We start from the raw sequence: 19,587 nt of genomic DNA, 5'->3' as shown, positions 1-19,587 counted from the left end.
AATAAACGTAACTACCTTTATTATAACGAAAATCTAAATTAAGATAATAGATAGATATAACTGTTGCACTATTTTTAGAATTTAGCAATTAGAAAGCGAGAATAGGGACCATGACGTATTACGTACATGCAGATAAATTTTTCTTGGAAAACCGGACCGAACGGGGTGGCTGGTTAGAAGTAACAGATGACGGCAAGTTTGGCTTGTACTACCCTGAGGGCCATAAGCCTGAAGGAAAAATTGTTGATTACAGTGGTAGCTATGTTGCACCAGGACTGGTTGATACCCACATTCACGGGATGCTGGAAGAGGATGTGATGAAAAGTGATTGGGCTGGCATCAACAAAGTATCAGAAGGCCTTTTAAAAGCAGGGGTCACGTCATGGCTGCCAACTACGATCACTGCCAGTGATGAGCAATTAACTAAGGTCTGCAAGATGTTTGCGGAGCATAAAGGCGAAGAAACTGGGGCAAAGATTCAAGGAATTCACTTTGAAGGCCCATTCTTTACTGAAGAACATGCCGGTGCAGAAAATCCTAAATACATGCTAGATCCCGACATTAAGCTTTTTAACAAATGGCGTAAAGCTAGTGATAATATGCTGTGCAAGATTTCCATGGCACCTGAACGCAAAGGCTCAGCAGAATTTATCAAAGAGGCTGCTAGTGAAGGCGTAGTTGTTTCTTTGGGTCACTCAAGTGCGACCTTCGAGCAAGCAGCTGCCGGTATTGAAGCTGGTGCTACGATGTTTACCCATACTTATAACGGCATGCCAGAATTATCTCACCACGGTGCTACAATTGCCAATGCTGCTTACTCAATGCGGCTGGTGACTGATGAATTAATTGCTGATGGCCACCACGTTGAAGAATCAGCCATTCGGGCCCTAATTGCTGCTAAGGGGGCAGAACACATCTGCTTGATTACTGATTGTATGGAAGCAGGTTTAATGCCAGATGGTGATTATGTTTTAGGAGAGTTACCAGTTTATGTTAAAGATGGCATGGCTCGTTTGAAAGACGGCGACAACCTGGCTGGCTCCGTGCTGCTGCTAAAAGATGCGGTGAAAAATCTGGTGGATTGGGATATTGCTACTCCTGAAGATGCGGTGATGATGGCTTCTTACGTACCAGCTAAGAGTGTGAATGTGCTAGATAAGTGCGGATCGATCAAACCAAACAAACCAGCTGACTTTTTAATTTTGAATAAGGATATGAGTTTGAGTGAAACTTACTTGAATGGGGTTTCGCGATACCAAGCTTAGAGAGTTGAAGAAAAAAACGGTGAACCTCATTTGGATTCACCGTTTTGTTTTAATAAACTGCGCCGTCGTAAAAGTTGAAGCGTGGCTGATTGAAGTTGTAGTCCTTCAATTCGCTCATCTTGATGATGTTGTCAGCAACGCCCCAGCTCATTAAGTTGATTGGCTTGCCGTAGTCTTCATCCGGAATAACCAGCATGATGTACTTGCCTTGGCCTTCAGCGTAGCCTAGTTCCATGCCTAAGCCGACATCTTCTTCATCTGGCAGGTAAACGCCCAGCATGAAGTCGGTGCTGCGGATGCCCACCAAGTCACTCTTGTAAGTTGCCGTTGACCATTCTTTGTCATGCAGGTATTCAGGGTGTTCATCAACCCGGATTCCTTTGTATTGGTTGTTCAAAGGAATGTAGCTGTTTTCGAGATCGATCGTTGGATTTGCTTTGAGGGCCTCCATTGCTTGGTCATAAGCTTTGTTTTGCTTATCGTTGAACCAGCCAGCCCCGAAGTATAAGGTTTTGGTCTTCATAATTACCTCACAAAAAATAAAAACAATATCGCATTAACTTTATCACGGGATGCCCAAGCTTGCAAAATGACTTTAGATACCTTATTGTCTTAGTATAAAATCGCTCAGACAGAAAGGGTGGCAGAGCATGACAACTGAATTCTCACCGGATGCCGTTTTTACTAGCCGGCAAACTGAACAGGATGAGCTATTAGCTGAAATTTATACCAAGCTCTTGAAGTTAGGGTATGTAAAAGGGAATTTCTTAACTCACGTAGTTGAACGCGAGCAGAAATTCCCTACAGGTCTTGATACTAAAAGTTTGGGCAGTGATTTGCCAAATATTGCGATTCCACATACTGAAGGGCAATTCGTAAATACCCAGCTGATTGTTCCGGTTGCCTTGGAAAATCCGGTTGTTTTCCATAATATGACTAAGCCTGAAGAAGCACTAGAAGTGCGCTTTTTATTCATGCTCTTGGATACTAAACCTGATGGTCAGGCAAAATTATTGGCCGAAGTGATGAACTTTTTAGCTAGGACTCCAGAGAAAAAGCTGCAAATTTTGTTTAATTTGCACGAAACATCAAGCATTTACGAATTTTTGCAGCAGAATTTTTAGTCTTCCAAGTATAAGTGGCGCAATTCAAAAATATCGCTGGCAGATAGCTTCATAACGTCTCGCAGGTAGTTATTGACGCTGCCGTATTCGTCATTGAGCATCTTCAAGGCATGGTCAAAGTATTCGCTGCGGACGCTTTGGATATCGCGAATGGATTGTTGAACATTAGCATTTTCGCCGTTCAAGCGCGCACGTTCTACCAAATTATTGATGAAGTCCTTAGTCGTGATATTGGTTAATAAGTAATCTTTTTTAATGGCTTTTAGCGGCACTCCCAGTGCAGTCATGATCAGCAGGGCAGCAAAACCCGTCCGGTCTTTGCCGGCAGTGCAGTGAAAGGCACTTGCGCCGGTTTCGTTTGCCAAAAGCTGGGTGAAGAAAGTGCGATAAGCATTTTGAGCAGAATCGCTGTTGATCATATCTTCATAGGCAAACAGCATGTGGTTGAAGCCAAATTCGCTGTCTTTAGCTGCTTGTGTTGCCAAATCGTTCAGGCTGCGGGATGAGTTGGTTAAGTCTTCGCTAAAAACGGGATCATAAATATATTGAACGCCATCCGGGATGCGGTCTGGCTGTTTAGTAACCTCGTCTTCGCTCCGGAAGTCAATCACCTTGGAAACCCCATAGTTTGCTAAAAATGTTTGGTCGTCAGTACTTAAGCTGCCCCAATTGCCGGTTCTAAGCAAACGGTGATATTTGATTTTTTTACCAGAGTTCGTAGCATAGCCACCGAGTTCGCGAAAGTTGCGGCCACTCGTAATGCCGATTAGTTGATTGGTTAAATGTTCACTCATGTTAGTTTCGCCTTTCATTTTTGCGTAAAGCATATTTTAACAGGATTTAAAAGGCGAAACAAATAAGTGGTCTGACTTATGCTAAAATGGAAGTATAAGGGAAACGCTATCGTTCCTACGAAATGAATTTAGATAAGGAAGAGTGAGCATGATGGCAGACAAAAAAGACATTATTTTGGTTCCAGTTGACGGTTCAGAAGCCGCTGAATTGGCATATGATAAGGCCTGCTCAATGGCAGTCGATGAAGGTGCTCATGTCGATGTGTTAAATATTATCGATACGCGACAATTTATGGGCGAAATGCAAGATACTTTAATCTCCGGCGATGCCATCTACCAAATGACACAAGATGCCGAAGAATACTTGAAGACTTTGAAGCGGCGGGCTAAAGACAACTTTAATTTGGAAGATGTTGACTACCACATTCGTTATGGTAGCCCTAAGCGGATTATTTCCTATGACTTTATTAAAGACCATAAGAATAACTTGATCGTCATGGGAGCAACTGGTTTGAATGCGGTTGAACGCATGTTGATGGGATCAGTAACGTCATATGTTAACCAGCATGCCTTGGCTGATGTTTTGATTGTTCGGACTAATCTCGAAAATGAACCAGTAAAGTTTCACAAAAAGAACAAATAACGAACAATAGAAACGAATAATTAATTTTTGAAAGATGGATCTACCCAATATTGGGGTAGACCCATTTTATATTGATAAAAATATTCGGTTTTTACGCATAAAACTCTTTAAAAGCTAATTGTTTTCTGGTATTATCTTTCTAGCAGAAGACATCGAAGGGAGGAATTGAAATGCAGGGTCAGGTCGTAAAGGTAGTTGGTTCTGTGGCATCAATTTCTCGTCGGAGAAACGATGTCCTTGTTTGTGTTTTAGTTAGAATTTAGTTTAAGACTCATTCGCAGTTTTTGTGGGCTGCTGATTGAGTCTTTTTTAATGCCTGGCTAGGACCATGTGTGTATTTTTTCTATTATTTAGTATTTTGTATTATTTTGTGTCTAGGAGGACCAAGATGAAAAAATTTAAAAAGGCCTTAGCAGTAGCAGTTGGTGCTGTTGCTGCCTTAACCCTGGCTGCTTGTTCAAATGGCAAGAGCAGCAGTACTGCTAAGAACTACACGCCCAAGACTTTGACGGTACAATTTGTTCCTAGCCAAGCAGCTACCAAATTGGAAAGCAAGGCTAAGCCACTTGAAAAGATGCTTTCCAAGCGTTTAGGGATTCCAGTTAAGATTAGCATGTCAACTAACTACAACACGGTGGTTGAAGCTATGAAGTCTAAGAAGGTTGATGTTGGTTTCCTGCCACCTGATGGTTATGTTTTAGCCCACAAGCAAAAGGCTGCTGACTTGCTCTTACAAGCTGAACGGTACGGCGTCAAGCAACCTGGCGGCAAGGCAACTAGCCAACTGGTTAAGTCATACCGGTCAGAAATTTTGGTTAAGAAGGGTTCAAAGATCAAGTCTTGGAAGGATTTGAAGGGTAAGAGCATTTCCGTTCAAAACTCAACTTCTTCAGCTGGCTACATTTTCCCAGTTGCTGAATTGAAGCAAAAGGGCTTGGACGTTGTTAAGGACTGTAAGCTGGTAACTGTTACTGGTCACGACCAAGCAGTCTTAAATGTGTTGAATGGCGATACTGATGCGGCCTTTGTTTTTGAAGATGCGCGTAACACGGTTAAGGCCGACAACCCAAAGATTATGTCGCAAGTAGTGCCAATCTACTTCACCAAGGCTATTCCAAACGACACGATTTCTGTTCGTTCAGATATGTCGCCAAAATTCCGGAAGAAGTTAGCTAAGGCCTTTATCGCAGTTGGTAAATCTAAGGCTGGTAAGAAAGTTATTGAAAGCGTATATAGTCACGAAGGCTATGCTTATGCCAAAGATAGTGACTTTAACATCGTTCGTAAGTACGATAAGATCGCTGAAGCTTCAGCAAAGAACTAGGATTTAGGTTAAGGAGTCAGTTTAAATAATGGCAAACGCAAATACGCCGATGATTGAATGTAAGAACGTAAGCAAGGTTTATCCCGATGGGACGGTCGGTTTAAAAGATATTAACCTCACCATCAACAAAGGAGAGTTTGTGGTGGTCGTAGGGCTATCTGGTGCCGGCAAGTCAACTTTGCTGCGGTCAATCAATCGGCTGCAAGATGTCAGCGGAGGCGAAATTTTAATCGATGGCAAGTCAATTACCGCTGCCAAAGGCAAAGAATTACGCTTAATTCGCCGTGATATCGGGATGATTTTTCAAAGTTTCAACTTGGTTAAGCGGTCAAGCGTTCTGCGCAATGTTTTAGTCGGACGGGTGGCTTATTACCCAACTTGGAAGACAACTTTCAACTTGTTCAGCAAGGAAGACAAGCAAAAGGCTTATGAAGCTTTGCAACAAGTGGGTTTGGCTGAAAAAGTTTATAATCGTGCAGATGAACTTTCTGGTGGACAACAACAGCGAGTTGCGATTGCCCGGGTTTTGGAACAAAATCCGAAGATTATTTTAGCTGACGAACCAACCGCTTCCCTTGACCCAGAAACTTCCAAGCGGATTATGAATGACTTGAAGATGCTGAATGAAAAGTATGGCATGACGGTGATTGCTAACTTGCACTCAGTTGAACTGGCCAAGGAATTTGGTCAACGGGTGATTGGGATTAGAGCCGGTCAAGTAGTATATGACGGCAAGATGAGCGAAACGCCGGAATCAGTCTTCACTAATATCTACAATGGCGGCAATGGCAAGGAGGCAGCTGATGACTAATAAGTCAGGGCAAGCCCCAGTGGTTCCAGGCTTACCAAAGAAAAAATTTAAGCTGATGAACTGGGTTTGGGCAATTATCCTAATTGGCGGATTATTTGTTTCAACCCAAGAAACCAACACCAGTTTGCCGGTGCTGTTCCAAAATTTTAGTAACTTTACGGAAATTTTTGTGGAAATGGCTAAGCCGGATTGGAGCTATTCCGGGACGGTTATTCCGCTGGTGCTGCAAACAATCAAGATGGCTATTTTGGGGACCTTTTTCGGGTCGCTCGCAGCATTTTTCTATTCCCTCTTGATTGCCCGCAATGTGGTGAAGAATAAGGTCGTTACTGGTGTTTTTCGCTTTATCATGAATATCATCAGAACGATTCCTGACCTTTTGTTAGGGGCAATTTTTGTGGCAATTGTCGGAACTGGGACTTTTGCCGGGGTTTTGGCTTTATCAGTCTTTACCTTTGGGGTTGTGGTTAAGCTGTTTTACGAAGCAATTGAAACCATTGATAATGGACCAATTGAGGCCTTGACGGCAGTTGGTGCGAATAAATGGCAGATCATCACTGACGCTGTTTTGCCGCAAGTTATGACTTATTTCATTTCATATACCTTGTATGCATTTGAAATTAATGTCCGGGCTTCAACCGTGCTTGGTTATATTGGGGCTGGTGGTATTGGTTTATACCTGCAGCAAACTTTGGATGTCTTCCAATATGAACGGACCGGTACGATTATTATCATTATCGTAATTGTCGTGGTTTTGATTGACTACATCTCATCTAAGGCGCGGGAGGCGTTAATGAAATAATGGAATATAAACAATTAGCGCCTGCTCCTAAGAGTACGGCTAAACGGATAAAAACTTGGCTGATCGTCATCATTTCCCTGGCCCTGCTTATCTGGTCCTTTACTGACATGGATTTTGGCGGGATCAAGCCATCTGCTAAGCAAATCGTGGGCTCAATTTTCAACGGCCTGCTGCACCCAGACTGGAGTTATGTCTACACTGGTGACGGTGAAGACTTGCTTTCAGCCTTGTGGGAAACAATTTGCATTGCCTTTTTAGGGACTTTTATTTCCGCAATCATTTCTCTGCCGTTTGCTTTTTGGGCAGCTCGCACCAAGTATAAACATTGGTTCACCTCGAGATTGGGCAAAATTGTGTTGGCCATTATTCGGTCATTCCCTGAAATTGTTTTGGCCTTAATGTTCATCAAGGCGGTTGGTCCTGGTGCTGCTGCCGGGGTTTTGGCCTTGGGCGTTCACTCAGTAGGGATGCTGGCAAAGCTTTTCTCAGAATCAATTGAAAACTTGGACGAAGGTGCCAATGAAGCGGTGATTGCTTCGGGTGGTTCAAAGTGGCATGTTATGATGTTTGCTACGATGCCTAATTTGATGCCATCATTGATTTCTAATACGCTCTACCGGTTTGACGTATCTTTGCGTTCGGCTTCAGTATTAGGTTTGGTAGGGGCTGGTGGTATTGGTTACCCACTGATGACTGCCTTAAACTACCGGATGTGGAGCCGAGTAGGGATCATCTTGTTAGGGATCATCATTTTAGTCATGATTGTTGACTGGATTTCTGGTTGGATTCGTTCCAAGTTGGTTTAGTATTAGTAGAAAAACAAGCAAGATCAGGCCACAAAGCCTGGTCTTTTTGTTATAATGATAGATGAATTTTTCAGGAGGAAAGACATGGAGACGTTAAATACCATGATGTTGGCTGATGACTTAGCCCTCTCACAAGATAAATTTTTAAATGGCGAACAAGCTTTTGATGCCGAAGCAGTTTACAAGGTAATTGATCATCTTGGCGTGCTTAACCGGCCGATCAAGGATTACTTTGAGATGACCCAAGAACAATATTATGAAACTGAAAGCGATCATAAGCTGACCCTGCTTGATATGAGCAGCAAGTTGGTAGATTTGCATGATCGAATTTTGACCAACCATGTTGATGGTTACGTTGACCAAAATGAAATTCATCTGACATACAATCATGAAGATCCGTATGAAGATGGCGTTTACAGTCAAGAAGTTGACTACCATGTAGTTAGCTATAGTCTCAAAGTTATTGGTGCAGTTGAGGCAATTGATGCAACTGATTTGAAGAGTGTTTTATCCAAAGATGCAGTGCTCTCACTCGGTTTGGCTAGCTATGCTTTGGTTCATAATGCTTAAGTAAAGTCGGTTGTAAGGCCGGCTTTTTTCTGTACTTTGAGGTAAAATTATGGGAATTTTTAAGTACACCCGTGGCATTGTTGATAAGATGGTTGGGGCACAACGTCGCAAGCAAATTCCTAAGGGGAATGTCATGACGGACCCGATGCAGCAATACACGACAGTTGGCGAATATCATGTTGATAGCAGTGACGGTACACCAGATGGGCGCTCATTTGTGCTGACCGTTTATAAAGATGAAAAAGACAATCTTTGTCAGGCCTTAAGCCCAGAAAGTACCGATAACTTGGCACCAGAATATGTCCGCAAATTCAGTAAGGAATTGGGTCGTTTTCGGGCTTTTAAAAACAAACAAACCGGTCGCCGTTACCAAGTGGAGCAAGATTTTGAGCAATTTGCCCAAAGAGTCAAGGAACACACCCGGCATGGCAAAAATTCAATTAATATTGGCATTATCACCGACACGCATTTTAAGGATAAAAATTCAATTGATTTTTATGGTTGGAATGGCTTAACGCATGTGCGGGAATTTTCCTACTTGGATGACTTGGATGTGCTTGATTTGAAGGCGCATTTGGGAGATTGGATCGATGGCTCAGATGCTGGTTTGTTGGGAGAAAGCGAGCTGCATAAGTTACGCGATGCCTTTAAGAGCAGTAAAGTACCTTATGTAATCGTAAAGGGGAATCATGATGAAAATGACAAGTTTGATGAACACCATGATTTAAGTCCTTCATTCCCAGAGCATGAATTTGAAAATATCATGTGGCCAGAAATGTATAGTCAAGCCCGCATTCATTACATTTCGCGCCAGCATGGGGTTTGCTACTTTGACTTTGATGATTTGCGCATCATTAGTGTCAATACCAGCGATATTCCATATCTGCTCAATAATCGCAATCAAAAAGTTTACGATACTAAACTTACCTTGGGCGTGAGAGAAGATCAGATCGAAGAGATAATTGAGATTTTGTCTAAATCGTCCGGTAAACAGATCATCTTTATGAGTCACGGCAATCCGATTAATCGCAAGGGCAGCAACGCCTTGAAGTATAATGGTCGGTCGCTGCATGAATTGTTGGTCGCTTATAATCAGCGTGAACGCGGCCGCATGCACTCCAGTCAAGGCGTTCCCGCAGAATTTGGGCTGACGAATGATTTTGACTTTACCCAAATTAAGAACTCGCAAATTATTGCCTACTTCTGTGGTCACCGCCACCGGGAAGATCAATTTCGAATTAACGGCATTCAATATATCTTTTTCAACTGTTCTGCCTTAATGGGACGCAACCACTCGCTTACCACTAAGTTCAATAAGATGCTTGATCGAAAAATTGACCAAGAAAATGAAGCAGCGGCTTACATCGTAAATGTTGACTTAGAGCGCAACCGAATCCAGGCCTTCGGTTACGGTGCGGCTGCTCCTAGAAGGGTATATTTGCTTAAGAATAGGTAAAACATTTTGTGCTTGCTTTTAGATAGCCTTATAATGGAACAGTTAATAAATAAGAAGATAGAAACTTAAAGGATGATAATTTATGTGTGGAATAGTCGCTTTTTATGACCCGGAGATCAACGACAAACAAGCGACCATCGGTAAGATGATGGAAATGATCCGTCACCGTGGTCCCAATTCAGATGGGATTTATACTAATGACAAGGTTGCTCTAGGCTTTAGACGCTTGTCCATTATTGACCTTCGGGGCGGTAGTCAGCCAATTTTCAATGAAGATAATTCCAAAGCAATTATCTTTAACGGTGAAATTTATAATTTTCAACCATTACGAGATGATTTAATTAAGGCGGGACATACCTTCACTACTAAGGCTGATACGGAAGTACTGCTCCACGGCTATGAAGAATGGGGTATGGATGGCCTATTGAAGAAGGTTCGGGGAATGTTTGCCTTCCTAATTTGGGATGATGACAAGCAGACCCTTTTTGGTGCGCGTGATTTCTTTGGAATTAAGCCGCTTTACTATTCAAATGAAAATGGTCATCTGTTAGTAGATTCAGAGCTGAAGAGTTTCTTGCAATTCCCTAATTTCAAGAAAGAATTAAATACGGAAGCTGTTAAACCGTACTTGATGAACCAATATAATGACCTTTCAGAGACTTTCTTTAAGGGCGTATATCGTTTCCCAGCAGGCCACTGGTTTGAATATAAAGCTGGCGACATGCGGATGCATCAATACTGGGATGCCGAATACAAAGAAAACAACCTTACTTTTGAAGAAACGATCAAGAAGATTGATGATGATTTGAAGGAAACGGTTGACTTGTATCGGGTGGCTGACGTTCCTGTAGGGGCCTTTCTGTCAGAAGGGATTGACTCTAGCTACATTACCAGTATCTTAAACCCAGACAACGTCTTTTCAATTGGCTTTGATGACAATACTTATGATGAAGCATCTAAAGCTAAAGCCCTAGCTGACCTCAAGGGTTGGAAGTTCTTCAGTGGCAAGGTTCAGGCCGATGAAGCCATGAAAGACTTCCCGGAAATGCAATACCACATGGATGAACCAGACGCTAACCCGTCGATTATTCCTCTCTGGTACCTTTGCAAGTTAGCGAGAAAGCACGTTACGGTGGTCCTTTCAGGTGAAGGGGCTGATGAGCTTTTTGCCGGCTATGTCAACTACGGGATGCATACGCACAATAACACCATTAAGAAAATAACTGCACGGCTGAAGAAAATGAGCAAGGCTAAGCAAGTGAAATTAGCGCGCAAGCTGAAAAAGATGCCTAATTTCCCAGGCCGGGTTCATATGTACACGAATTTAGCCAATCCAGCTGATTTCTATGTTGGTCAGTCAGTTATTTATGACATGGATTATCCGACCATTTTCACTGCCAAAGATGCTAACGGGGTTTTGCAGCCAAAATATCGGAATGATTTGACGGTAAATGGTAATTACCAGGCCGATTTTGCCAAAGTTAAGGATGCTGATAACGTTAAGCAGATGCAATACATTGATTTGCACCACTTCATGTTAAATGACATCGAACAAAAGGCCGATAAGATTTCAATGGCGCACTCTTTGGAATTGCGAGTACCATACTTGGACCGCAAGATTGCGGAGTTGGCCGACTCAATTCCAACCAAATACTTGGTAAATGAACATGATACCAAATATGCTTTGCGTAAAGCTTCAGAGCGCGTTTTACCAGATGAATGGGCTAAGCGGCCAAAATTAGGCTTCCCAACCCCAATCAAACAATGGTTGCAAGAACCACGTTTTTACAAGCAAGTTCGGGAATTGTTTAGTGAAAACTTTGTAAATGATATTTTTGATCAAGAAAAGATCATTAGACTGTTGGATGAAAATTATCAGGGCGACGGCAGTCATCGGAGACAGATTTGGACTATTTACACCTTCTTGGTTTGGTACAAGTTATACTTTATCGACTTCGAAGGTACTTTGAAGAAGTATGAACGTGTACAACCAGAAGTAGCTGACTTGATTGAACAGGGCAAGTTGGTTTAGTTAGGAGTAATTTTTTAACAATGACAGCAAACTTTACGCCGATTTTGCTCGGCAGTGACATTAACGTGTACGGTATGGCTCGTTCGTTCAATGAAGAATACGGGATTAAGGTTAAAGCACTGGCAGATGTGCAATTAGCTGCAACGCGCTATTCTAAGATTGTCGAAGTTGAAACCCACCCAGGCTTCAGCAGCGATCCAGAATTCATGAACGTCATGAAGCAGAAAATGGAAGTATATCGTTCTCACCAAGAACCAGTAATCTTAATTGCGTGTGGTGACGGGTATGCTGAACTGCTAGCCAAGCATAAGGACGAATTGTCAGAAGTCTTTGTTGTGCCATACATTGATTATGACTTGCTGGAAAAATTGATCTCCAAAGAAGGCTTTTACGAAATTGCTGAGCAATATGGTTTGCCATATCCTAAAACCAAGATTGTTACGATGGCCGACTATCAAGCTGAGAATTATTTAAGCCTGCCTTTCCCTTACCCAGTGGAATTGAAACCAGAAGATCCAGTTGCTTGGTTGAAGTGTCAATTTGAAGGACGCAAAAAGGCCTTCACGATCCACGATGAAGCTGAATTAGCAGATATTGTGGGCAAGATTTATACCCACGGTTATACCGAAGATTTGATTTTGCAAGACTTTATTCCAGGCGATGACTCCAACATGCGGGTATTAAATGCTTACGTGGACAAGAATCATCAAGTAAAGATGATGTGCTTAGGTCACCCGCTTTTGGAAGACCCAACGCCACAGTCAATTGGCAACTACATGGCAATTATGCCCGAATATAACCAAGAGCTGTACTATACCGTGCAAAACTTCTTGGAAAAGCTTAACTATGTAGGAATGGCCAACTTTGATATCAAGTATGATGTCCGGGATGGACAATACAAGTTCTTTGAAATCAACCTGCGGCAAGGTCGGTCTAGTTTTTATGTCACTTTAAACGGCTATAATCTTGCAAAATGGTATGTGGAAGATTATGTCAATGATTCTCTTAAGGATCAAGAAACAGTTTATGGCAACAAGTTAAAGACTGGTCATAAGCTGTGGTTGGGCGTGCCAACAAAGATTTTTAACGAATATGCTTATGACAACGAAACTAAACGCGCAGCTAAGGAGTTGTTGAAGGAAGGCCGATACGGCACGACTGTCTTTTACGACCGCGACAAGGGCTTTAAACGCTGGTTATTGATGAAATATATGTTCCACAACTACTACAAGCGTTACAAGACCTACTACCAAGTAAATAAGGGGCAGTATTTCGAAGAAGAAAGCAAGAAGATGCAAGCGCGGAGTCAAGATCACTAGATCTAGTAGTTGACTGCTTGAGAAAAATTATAAAAAAGTCCAATTTCTACTTGAAAATTGGACTTTTTTTGTTCCAAAAAAATAACAAAAAAACTTTTTGAATTATAAACGAGTGCTTGATTAGCGGTACGATCGCATCTTGTGCCTATCTACAAGATGTATAACCGATTTTGCATAGAATACAAGATGTTGTATTCGTGGTACAATCTAGCCATAAACAAGAAAGGAAGATTGGACCATGTTAAAGCCGGAAGCATCAGTAAAAAAGACGAATACTTTAGTAATTCCTACGACATTTGTTAAGCGCGATGGGGCCAAGCACCCATTTAGAACCTTTAAGTTGCGCTTGATTTTGGAGGCACTAGATCTTGGGGATGCTGAGGATGTGATTATCGCGCGCATCGTTGGTAAATTGCCTAAGCATGAAGTTTCTGCAAATGAAGTAGCTGATGCTTTCAAGTCAGCTTTATCCGAAATGGGCTATGAGCGGGAAGCCGATAGCTATATTGATCATCGGCGCAACGATGAAATTGCTTGGCGCAAGGAAACCGACACCAAGCTGCGCCTTAAGCGGATGATTCAAGGCGATCCTTCAATTGTCAATGAAAATGCTAATAAAGATTCCGACGTCTTTAGCACCAAGCGGGATTTAACTGCCGGCACGGTTGGGAAGACGGTTGGTTTAACGATGATGCCGCAACATGTGGCTAAGGCTCACTTGCGTGGTGACATTCACTGGCACGACCTTGATTACACGCCTTTGTCACCAATGACTAATTGCTGCTTGATCGACTTCAAGGAAATGTTGGCTAATGGTTTTAAGATTGGGAATGCTTGGATGGAAAGTCCCAACTCAATCGGCGTAGCTACTAGTCAAGTAGCTCAAATTATTGCCAACGTTGCTTCTAGTCAATATGGTGGCTGTTCATTTGACCGAGCAGACGAAGTTTTAGCTCCTTACGCCGCTAAGAACTATGAAAAGCACTTGGAAGAAGCCAAGGAATTTATTGCTGATCCTGACAAGTTAGAAGCTTTTGCCAAGAAGCGGACCAAGAAGGATATCTACGACGCAATGCAGAGTTTGGAATATGAGATCAACACCATGTTCTCAACTCAAGGGCAAACGCCATTTACTTCATTGGGCTTTGGCTTAGGCACCAACTGGATTGAACGCGAGATTCAAAAAGACATCCTGAAAATCAGAATTAATGGTTTGGGTAAGGAACACCGGACTGCGATTTTCCCTAAGTTGTTGTTTACGCTTAAGAAGGGCTTGAACCTGCACCCAGGCGATCCAAACTATGACATTAAGCAATTAGCAGTTGAATGCTCCACTAAGCGGATGTATCCAGATGTGTTGAGCTACGACATGATCAAGAAGATCACAGGTTCATTTAAGTGTCCAATGGGCTGCCGGTCATTCTTGCAAGGCTGGAAGGATGAAAATGGCAAGGAAGTCAACTCTGGTCGGATGAACTTGGGCGTCGTTACGGCTAACTTGCCACGGGTTGCGATGGAATCACGTGGTGACAAGCAACGCTTCTGGGACATCTTTGATGACTTAATGCTGACCTGCCATGAAGCTTTACAATTTAAGGCTAAGCGGGTATTGCAAGCCAGCCCTAAGAATGCGCCAATTTTGTACCAATATGGTGCCTTTGGCAAGCGCTTGACAGAAGATGGCGATATCAACGAACTCTTCAAGAACGGACGCTGCACGATTTCGCTCGGCTACATCGGCCTGTACGAAGTAGCAACCGTCTTTTACGGTCCGAACTGGGAACATAATCAAGAAGCTCATGACTTTACGGTAGAAATCGTCCGTCGGATGCATGACTTATGTGCTAAGTGGGAAAAAGAAGACCCTAACCACTACCACTACAGCTTGTATTCAACTCCTAGCGAAAGCTTGACTGACCGGTTCTGCCGGCTTGATACTGAAAAGTTTGGCAAGGTTAAGGACATCACTGACAAGGAATACTACACCAACTCATTCCACTATGATGTACGCAAGCACCCAACGCCATTTGAAAAGATTAATTTTGAAAAAGACTACCCATACTATGCTGCTGGTGGTTTCATTCACTACTGTGAATACCCGAACCTGAAGCAAAACCCAGCTGCCTTGGAAGCTGTTTGGGACTTTGCTTACGATAAGGTAGGTTATTTAGGCACCAACACGCCAATCGACAAGTGTTACAAGTGTGGTTTTGCCGGCGAATTTAAGGCTACGGCCAAGGGCTTCCAATGCCCAGTTTGCGGCAATCACGATCCTAAGACCTGTGATTGTGTCAAGCGGACTTGTGGTTACTTAGGCAACCCATTGCGTCGGCCAATGGTTCACGGACGGCATGAAGAAATTGCCCACCGGGTAAAGCACATGAGTACTGGGTTAGTTGAGCAGGAAGCAGAAGAGGAACAGCTGAAGAATGCCGAGTAGAGACGAAAATAACCAAGAAGGTCCTGATGTTCGGGGAAATTTGATCAAAATCAATGTTGGCGGTGAATCGATTTTTGTAAACCCCAACGAATATAAGCCTAAGGTTGCAAAAAAGCCCAAGGCCAAAAGTCAAACGGTGCGCATGCCCAAAAATCCCAAACCAGGCGAATGGAAATCAGAAGATTATAGCCTGCATAAAATTGCTGACTACAAGCCTTTTAATTTCGTTGATGGCGAAGGCGTAAGATGTTCTTTGTATGTTTCAGGCTGCTTGTTTGACTGTCCGGGATGCTATAATCTAGCAGCTCAGAACTTTAATTACGGCAAGCCTTATACGCAAGAATTAGAAGATCAGATTATTGCTGATTTGAGTCAAGATTATGTCCAAGGTTTAACGCTGTTAGGCGGCGAGCCCTTCTTAAATACTTGGGTCTGCTTGAAGCTAATTAACCGCGTTAGAAAAGAATTTGGTCACAAAAAAGATATTTGGTCGTGGTCAGGCTATACTTGGGACGAATTGCTGCAGGAAACTCCAGATAAAGTCGAAATGCTGAAAAAGATTGATATCCTAGTTGATGGTCGGTTTTTGGAAGCTGAAAAGGACTTGACTCTTCAATTCCGCGGTTCAAGCAATCAACGAATTATTGATGTGCCTAAGTCGCTGGCAGCTGGTAAGCCAGTCATTTGGGACAAATTAGTACGATAAGAGAAAAAATGAAGCGCTTTAAGCGCTTTATTTTTTTGGCAAAAGGTATGATAGAATAGGTTTTATGACCAAAAATTATAAATAGTTGATAAAAAAAGGGAGGAGTATTTATGAAGCCTAAATTCAGCCGGGTTCCAGCTGATGAAATTAAGCTGCCAGGACTGATCTTTGGCGAATTAGCAGCCTGGATTGGTTCGAGTTTTATCTGGCCGCTAACTTCGGTTTACTTAAACAAGCAACTGCACATAAGCCTTACGATTATAGGCTGGGTATTGTTTACCAACTGTGCCGGCAACTTGGTTGCCTCATTGATCGCCGGCAAACTGTATGATCGCTTTAATCCATATCCATTGGTATTGTTTGGCTTTGGCAGCAATACGGTGGTTTTATTTTTGTTGGCCTTTTTCCATGGTTGGCCGGAATATTGGATTTGGCTGACCTTAACTGGCTTTTTAGGTGGATGGACAGGAACTATCATTAATTCCATTGCAACGAGTTTAAAACGCTATCCTAGTCGCTACGTCTTCAATATTCTTTACTTTTCACAAAATTTAGGCGTGGTGATCGGGACTTTGATTGTGGGGTATTTATACGCCTTTTCCGTTAAGCTGCTATTTTTAATTGCGGCGTTTTTGTATTTGATTGCTTTCATCACAGCAGCAATTACTTTCCGCCCAATTATCAAATACCATCAAGAACGCTTGGCCAAAGGCAAAACTGGCAAAAAGATTAAAGCGGTGCCGATGCCGAAGTACAATTTGCGCTTAACCATTGGTTTATTTGCTTCCCTGGCAGTTACTTGGCTGATGTACATGAACTGGGAGTCAAACCTATCAGTTTACATGGTTTCCTTAGGGATTCCTTTCCATATGTACAGTACTTTGTGGACGCTCAATGCCAGCATTATCGTTATCGTTCAGGCAATTTTGGCCCGTTTTCAAATTTTCAAAACCCTATATTTGCAGATTTTATTTGGGCTAACGATGTTTGCCATTTCTTTTGTAACCTTGGCTTTTGCAAAAGATTATCTGCATTTCGCCTTATCGATGGTTATCCTCACGCTGGGCGAGTCGACGGCTTTTCCGGCTATTCCAGCCTTGGTAAATGAATTAACGCCGAACAGCAGCAAGGGGAACTATCAAGGGATGAGTTTGGTAGCCAGTGCCACCGGCCGGGCCTTTGGGGCCGAAGTTGGTGGGGGCATAATTGATACTTTCGGCTATATCCCGCTTTTTGCTTTTGCGGCCGCAGCTATCTTTTTGATGCCCATGATGTTAATTCCGCTTTATCGTTCTTTGCGCGATAAGTTGGAATGGTTTAGCTAATTAGTTGGTTTAGTTCTGCTATAATGATATTATTAACTTGATTAAACTTTAATTAGCTAGAAAAGGGGATTTGCTTATGACACATCTTAATGTACGTGGTGGAAGCGGCAATATCATTGAAGCTCAAGATAATGTCCGACCACAAGACAATTTGTATTTGGCGGTAAATTCGGCTTGGATTAAGCAAGCAGAAATTCCTTCAGACCGGTCGCGGATTAGTTCTTTTGACGGGATTGATTTGAATGTAGAAAAAGCCTTGATGGCAGATTTTGCGGCTTTTGCAGATGGTCAAAAAGCCATTAGTGATGTGCCTACCTTGGACAAGGCAGTAGCTTTTTACCGACTTGCCCGCGACTTTAAACAACGTAACGAACAGGGCGCTAAGCCCCTGCAAGAAGACTTGAAGGAACTGTTGGGGATTGAGAGCTGGGCTGACTTTAATGCTAAAGCTGCCAAATTGGCTTTGAATGCCTTCACTATTCCTTTCGATGTATCAGTAGATGCTGATATGAAAAATACTAAGCAGAACCTCGTGTACTTTAGTGGTCCACGGACGATTTTGCCAGATACGACCACTTACCAAGCAGACGGTGCTGAGCAGCTTTTGGCTATTTACGAAAAGCAAACAACCCACTTGCTGCAGTTAGCTGGCCTTGCTGAAGCTGAAGCTGCTGAATACGCCAAAGGTGCAATTGCCTTTGACCGTAAGATTGCTGGTTTGGTTAAGTCAACTGAAGAGTGGGCTGACTATCCGGCAATGTATAATCCAATTAGCTGGGCTGAGTTCGCAGGCAAATTTACTGAATTTGATATTGCAAGCTATTTCGAAGGCGTTTTTGCTGAAAAGCCAGAACGGGTAATCAATACTGATCCACGTTTCTTAGATCATGTTAACGAACTTATTTCGTCAGCTAACTTTACCGAATTAAAGGGCTGGCTGCTGGCTAAGTTCATCAATGGGGCAGCTTCCAGCTTGTCACAAGAATTTCGTGAAGCAGCCTTTCCTTATCATCAAGCTTTAACGGGACAACCAGAATTGGCAGCCCCGGATAAGCAAGCATATCATTTAACCAATAGCCTCTTTAGTGAACCGGTAGGGGTTTATTATGGCCAAACATACTTTGGTAAAGAAGCTAAAGCCGATGTTTTAGACATGATTCATAAAATGCTGGCCGTTTATGAAGAACGGATTACGCATAATTCATGGTTGTCGGAAGCTACCAAGGAAAAAGCAATTGTAAAGCTTCGAGCTTTAATTTTGAAAGTCGGATATCCTGACAAAATTGAAGAATTGTATTATCGTTACCGGATCATTTCAGCTGACCAAGGCGGTTCGGTTTACAGCAATTTGCGGGCTGCTGCCGTTGAAAATATTAAATATGAAATTGAAAAATTGCATAAGCCGGTTGACCGAACAGTTTGGTTGATGCCAGGCAACTTGGTAAATGCTTGCTATGACCCGCAAAGAAACGATTTGACCTTCCCAGCAGCAATTTTGCAAGCCCCATTCTATGACTTAAAGCAAGGTCGGTCTGAAAACTTTGGCGGAATTGGGACGGTTATTGCTCACGAAGTTTCGCATGCTTTTGACAATAACGGGGCGCAATTTGATGAATACGGCAATATGGTAAACTGGTGGACAGATGCTGACTATGCTGAATTCAAAAAGCGGACCCAAGCTGAAATTGCCCTTTTTGATGGAATTCAATACGGGCCGGTAAAACTGAATGGTAAGCAAATTGTTTCCGAAAACATTGCCGACCAAGGCGGTTTGACGGCGGCTGTACAAGCAGCTAAAAATGAAGGCGATGATTTGAAGCCATTGTTTGAAAACTTTGCGCGAGTTTGGGCTAACAAGCAATTAACTGAAGCAATTAAGACGCAAGTAGCCGTAGACGTCCATGCGCCTGGTCCGGAACGGGCAAATGTCCAAAGCCAATGTCAAGATGATTTCTATGAAGCATTTGACGTTAAACCTGGTGATGGCATGTACTTGAAGCCGGAAGAACGGGTTCATATTTGGTAATTAGCAAAAAAAGAGCTGATCAATAATGATCAGCTCTTTTTTAAGGCTCTTTGTCAAATCCTGTTGATAAGGGTTGATATGAGCTTGAATTGAAGATCCGTATAGTATTAGTTTAGATACTATATGGATCTTTTTCTGTTACCA

At 42.6% G+C, this 19,587-nt stretch carries 17 protein-coding genes; 15 read left to right on the top strand and 2 right to left on the bottom strand.

From position 1 onward, the window contains the following. The first annotated feature begins 110 nt into the window (after positions 1–110). Positions 111–1,265, top strand: coding sequence for an N-acetylglucosamine-6-phosphate deacetylase (gene nagA / locus KI210_RS08130; RefSeq protein WP_212781384.1), 1,155 nt, complete (start codon positions 111–113; stop codon positions 1,263–1,265). Between the two features lie 49 nt (positions 1,266–1,314). Here nagA and KI210_RS08125 read toward each other — a convergent pair whose 3' ends face one another. Beyond that, positions 1,315–1,788: a nucleoside 2-deoxyribosyltransferase gene (locus tag KI210_RS08125; protein WP_212781383.1), complete on the bottom strand. Its 474-nt coding sequence runs from the start codon at positions 1,786–1,788 to the stop codon at positions 1,315–1,317. 127 nt (positions 1,789–1,915) lie between these two features. On the opposite strand from KI210_RS08125, the gene KI210_RS08120 reads away from it, so the two are divergent. Beyond that, positions 1,916–2,389, top strand: coding sequence for a PTS sugar transporter subunit IIA (locus KI210_RS08120; RefSeq protein ID WP_212781382.1), 474 nt, complete (start codon positions 1,916–1,918; stop codon positions 2,387–2,389). On the opposite strand, the gene KI210_RS08115 is transcribed toward KI210_RS08120, so the two are convergent. Next, a complete protein-coding gene (locus KI210_RS08115) occupies positions 2,386–3,183 on the bottom strand; it encodes a tyrosine-protein phosphatase (RefSeq protein WP_212781381.1) in 798 nt (265 codons plus the stop codon). The genes KI210_RS08120 and KI210_RS08115 overlap by 4 nt on opposite strands. Positions 3,184–3,334: 151 nt before the next feature. Between KI210_RS08115 and KI210_RS08110 the strand changes: the two genes are divergently transcribed. The 13 genes from KI210_RS08110 (at position 3,335) to KI210_RS08050 (ending at position 19,443) form a co-directional block, all read left to right on the top strand. Next, a complete protein-coding gene (locus tag KI210_RS08110) occupies positions 3,335–3,826 on the top strand; it encodes a universal stress protein (RefSeq protein WP_212781402.1) in 492 nt (163 codons plus the stop codon). A 388-nt stretch (positions 3,827–4,214) separates the two neighbouring features. Next, a complete protein-coding gene (locus tag KI210_RS08105; protein WP_212781380.1) occupies positions 4,215–5,150 on the top strand; it encodes a phosphate/phosphite/phosphonate ABC transporter substrate-binding protein in 936 nt (311 codons plus the stop codon). Between the two features lie 28 nt (positions 5,151–5,178). After that, positions 5,179–5,961, top strand: a complete 783-nt coding sequence (phnC, locus tag KI210_RS08100; protein WP_212781379.1) for a phosphonate ABC transporter ATP-binding protein — start codon at positions 5,179–5,181, stop codon at positions 5,959–5,961. After that, on the top strand, positions 5,954–6,763 hold the full coding sequence (gene phnE, locus KI210_RS08095; RefSeq protein ID WP_212781378.1) for a phosphonate ABC transporter, permease protein PhnE: 810 nt from the start codon (positions 5,954–5,956) through the stop codon (positions 6,761–6,763). Before phnC ends, phnE (KI210_RS08095) begins: the two co-directional genes overlap by 8 nt. Beyond that, positions 6,763–7,569 carry a phosphonate ABC transporter, permease protein PhnE gene (phnE, locus tag KI210_RS08090; RefSeq protein ID WP_212781377.1) on the top strand — a complete coding sequence of 269 codons (807 nt, stop codon included), beginning with the start codon at positions 6,763–6,765 and terminating at the stop codon, positions 7,567–7,569. Before phnE (KI210_RS08095) ends, phnE (KI210_RS08090) begins: the two co-directional genes overlap by 1 nt. Positions 7,570–7,653: 84 nt before the next feature. Continuing rightward, positions 7,654–8,139, top strand: coding sequence for a hypothetical protein (locus KI210_RS08085; RefSeq protein WP_212781376.1), 486 nt, complete (start codon positions 7,654–7,656; stop codon positions 8,137–8,139). A gap of 49 nt (positions 8,140–8,188) precedes the next feature. Next, the gene (locus tag KI210_RS08080; RefSeq protein WP_212781375.1) at positions 8,189–9,595 is read left to right on the top strand and encodes a metallophosphoesterase family protein; all 1,407 of its coding nucleotides are present in this window, start codon (positions 8,189–8,191) and stop codon (positions 9,593–9,595) included. A gap of 82 nt (positions 9,596–9,677) precedes the next feature. Next, positions 9,678–11,627: an asparagine synthase (glutamine-hydrolyzing) gene (gene asnB, locus KI210_RS08075; RefSeq protein WP_212781374.1), complete on the top strand. Its 1,950-nt coding sequence runs from the start codon at positions 9,678–9,680 to the stop codon at positions 11,625–11,627. A 20-nt stretch (positions 11,628–11,647) separates the two neighbouring features. Beyond that, positions 11,648–12,946, top strand: a complete 1,299-nt coding sequence (locus KI210_RS08070) for a carboxylate--amine ligase (protein ID WP_212781373.1) — start codon at positions 11,648–11,650, stop codon at positions 12,944–12,946. A 238-nt stretch (positions 12,947–13,184) separates the two neighbouring features. Further along, complete coding sequence (gene nrdD, locus KI210_RS08065) at positions 13,185–15,386, top strand: anaerobic ribonucleoside-triphosphate reductase (protein ID WP_212781372.1); 2,202 nt, start codon at positions 13,185–13,187, stop codon at positions 15,384–15,386. Continuing rightward, complete coding sequence (gene nrdG / locus KI210_RS08060) at positions 15,376–16,092, top strand: anaerobic ribonucleoside-triphosphate reductase activating protein (RefSeq protein ID WP_212781371.1); 717 nt, start codon at positions 15,376–15,378, stop codon at positions 16,090–16,092. The genes nrdD and nrdG overlap by 11 nt, the downstream gene beginning before the upstream one ends. A 110-nt stretch (positions 16,093–16,202) precedes the next feature. After that, positions 16,203–17,417 carry an MDR family MFS transporter gene (locus tag KI210_RS08055; protein ID WP_212781370.1) on the top strand — a complete coding sequence of 405 codons (1,215 nt, stop codon included), beginning with the start codon at positions 16,203–16,205 and terminating at the stop codon, positions 17,415–17,417. A 76-nt stretch (positions 17,418–17,493) separates the two neighbouring features. Continuing rightward, entirely contained in the window at positions 17,494–19,443 is a 1,950-nt protein-coding gene (locus KI210_RS08050; RefSeq protein WP_212781369.1) for a M13 family metallopeptidase, read from the top strand. The last annotated feature ends 144 nt before the right edge of the window (positions 19,444–19,587 follow it).

Source organism: Lactobacillus corticis (assembly GCF_018327645.1).
In the GTDB taxonomy this organism is placed as follows: Bacteria; Bacillota; Bacilli; order Lactobacillales; family Lactobacillaceae; genus Lactobacillus; species Lactobacillus corticis.
Note: the sequence above shows the minus strand (reverse complement) of the source record. Positions and strands in the feature narration are given on the sequence as shown.

Bases quoted from the DNA above. Each gene is read 5' to 3' on its own strand.
- nagA (WP_212781384.1), top strand. From the start codon at position 111: ATGACGTATTACGTACATGCAGATAAATTTTTCTTGGAAAACCGGACC.
- KI210_RS08125 (WP_212781383.1), bottom strand. From the start codon at position 1,788: ATGAAGACCAAAACCTTATACTTCGGGGCTGGCTGGTTCAACGATAAG.
- KI210_RS08120 (WP_212781382.1), top strand. From the start codon at position 1,916: ATGACAACTGAATTCTCACCGGATGCCGTTTTTACTAGCCGGCAAACT.
- KI210_RS08115 (WP_212781381.1), bottom strand. From the start codon at position 3,183: ATGAGTGAACATTTAACCAATCAACTAATCGGCATTACGAGTGGCCGC.
- KI210_RS08110 (WP_212781402.1), top strand. From the start codon at position 3,335: ATGGCAGACAAAAAAGACATTATTTTGGTTCCAGTTGACGGTTCAGAA.
- KI210_RS08105 (WP_212781380.1), top strand. From the start codon at position 4,215: ATGAAAAAATTTAAAAAGGCCTTAGCAGTAGCAGTTGGTGCTGTTGCT.
- phnC (WP_212781379.1), top strand. From the start codon at position 5,179: ATGGCAAACGCAAATACGCCGATGATTGAATGTAAGAACGTAAGCAAG.
- phnE (WP_212781378.1), top strand. From the start codon at position 5,954: ATGACTAATAAGTCAGGGCAAGCCCCAGTGGTTCCAGGCTTACCAAAG.
- phnE (WP_212781377.1), top strand. From the start codon at position 6,763: ATGGAATATAAACAATTAGCGCCTGCTCCTAAGAGTACGGCTAAACGG.
- KI210_RS08085 (WP_212781376.1), top strand. From the start codon at position 7,654: ATGGAGACGTTAAATACCATGATGTTGGCTGATGACTTAGCCCTCTCA.
- KI210_RS08080 (WP_212781375.1), top strand. From the start codon at position 8,189: ATGGGAATTTTTAAGTACACCCGTGGCATTGTTGATAAGATGGTTGGG.
- asnB (WP_212781374.1), top strand. From the start codon at position 9,678: ATGTGTGGAATAGTCGCTTTTTATGACCCGGAGATCAACGACAAACAA.
- KI210_RS08070 (WP_212781373.1), top strand. From the start codon at position 11,648: ATGACAGCAAACTTTACGCCGATTTTGCTCGGCAGTGACATTAACGTG.
- nrdD (WP_212781372.1), top strand. From the start codon at position 13,185: ATGTTAAAGCCGGAAGCATCAGTAAAAAAGACGAATACTTTAGTAATT.
- nrdG (WP_212781371.1), top strand. From the start codon at position 15,376: ATGCCGAGTAGAGACGAAAATAACCAAGAAGGTCCTGATGTTCGGGGA.
- KI210_RS08055 (WP_212781370.1), top strand. From the start codon at position 16,203: ATGAAGCCTAAATTCAGCCGGGTTCCAGCTGATGAAATTAAGCTGCCA.
- KI210_RS08050 (WP_212781369.1), top strand. From the start codon at position 17,494: ATGACACATCTTAATGTACGTGGTGGAAGCGGCAATATCATTGAAGCT.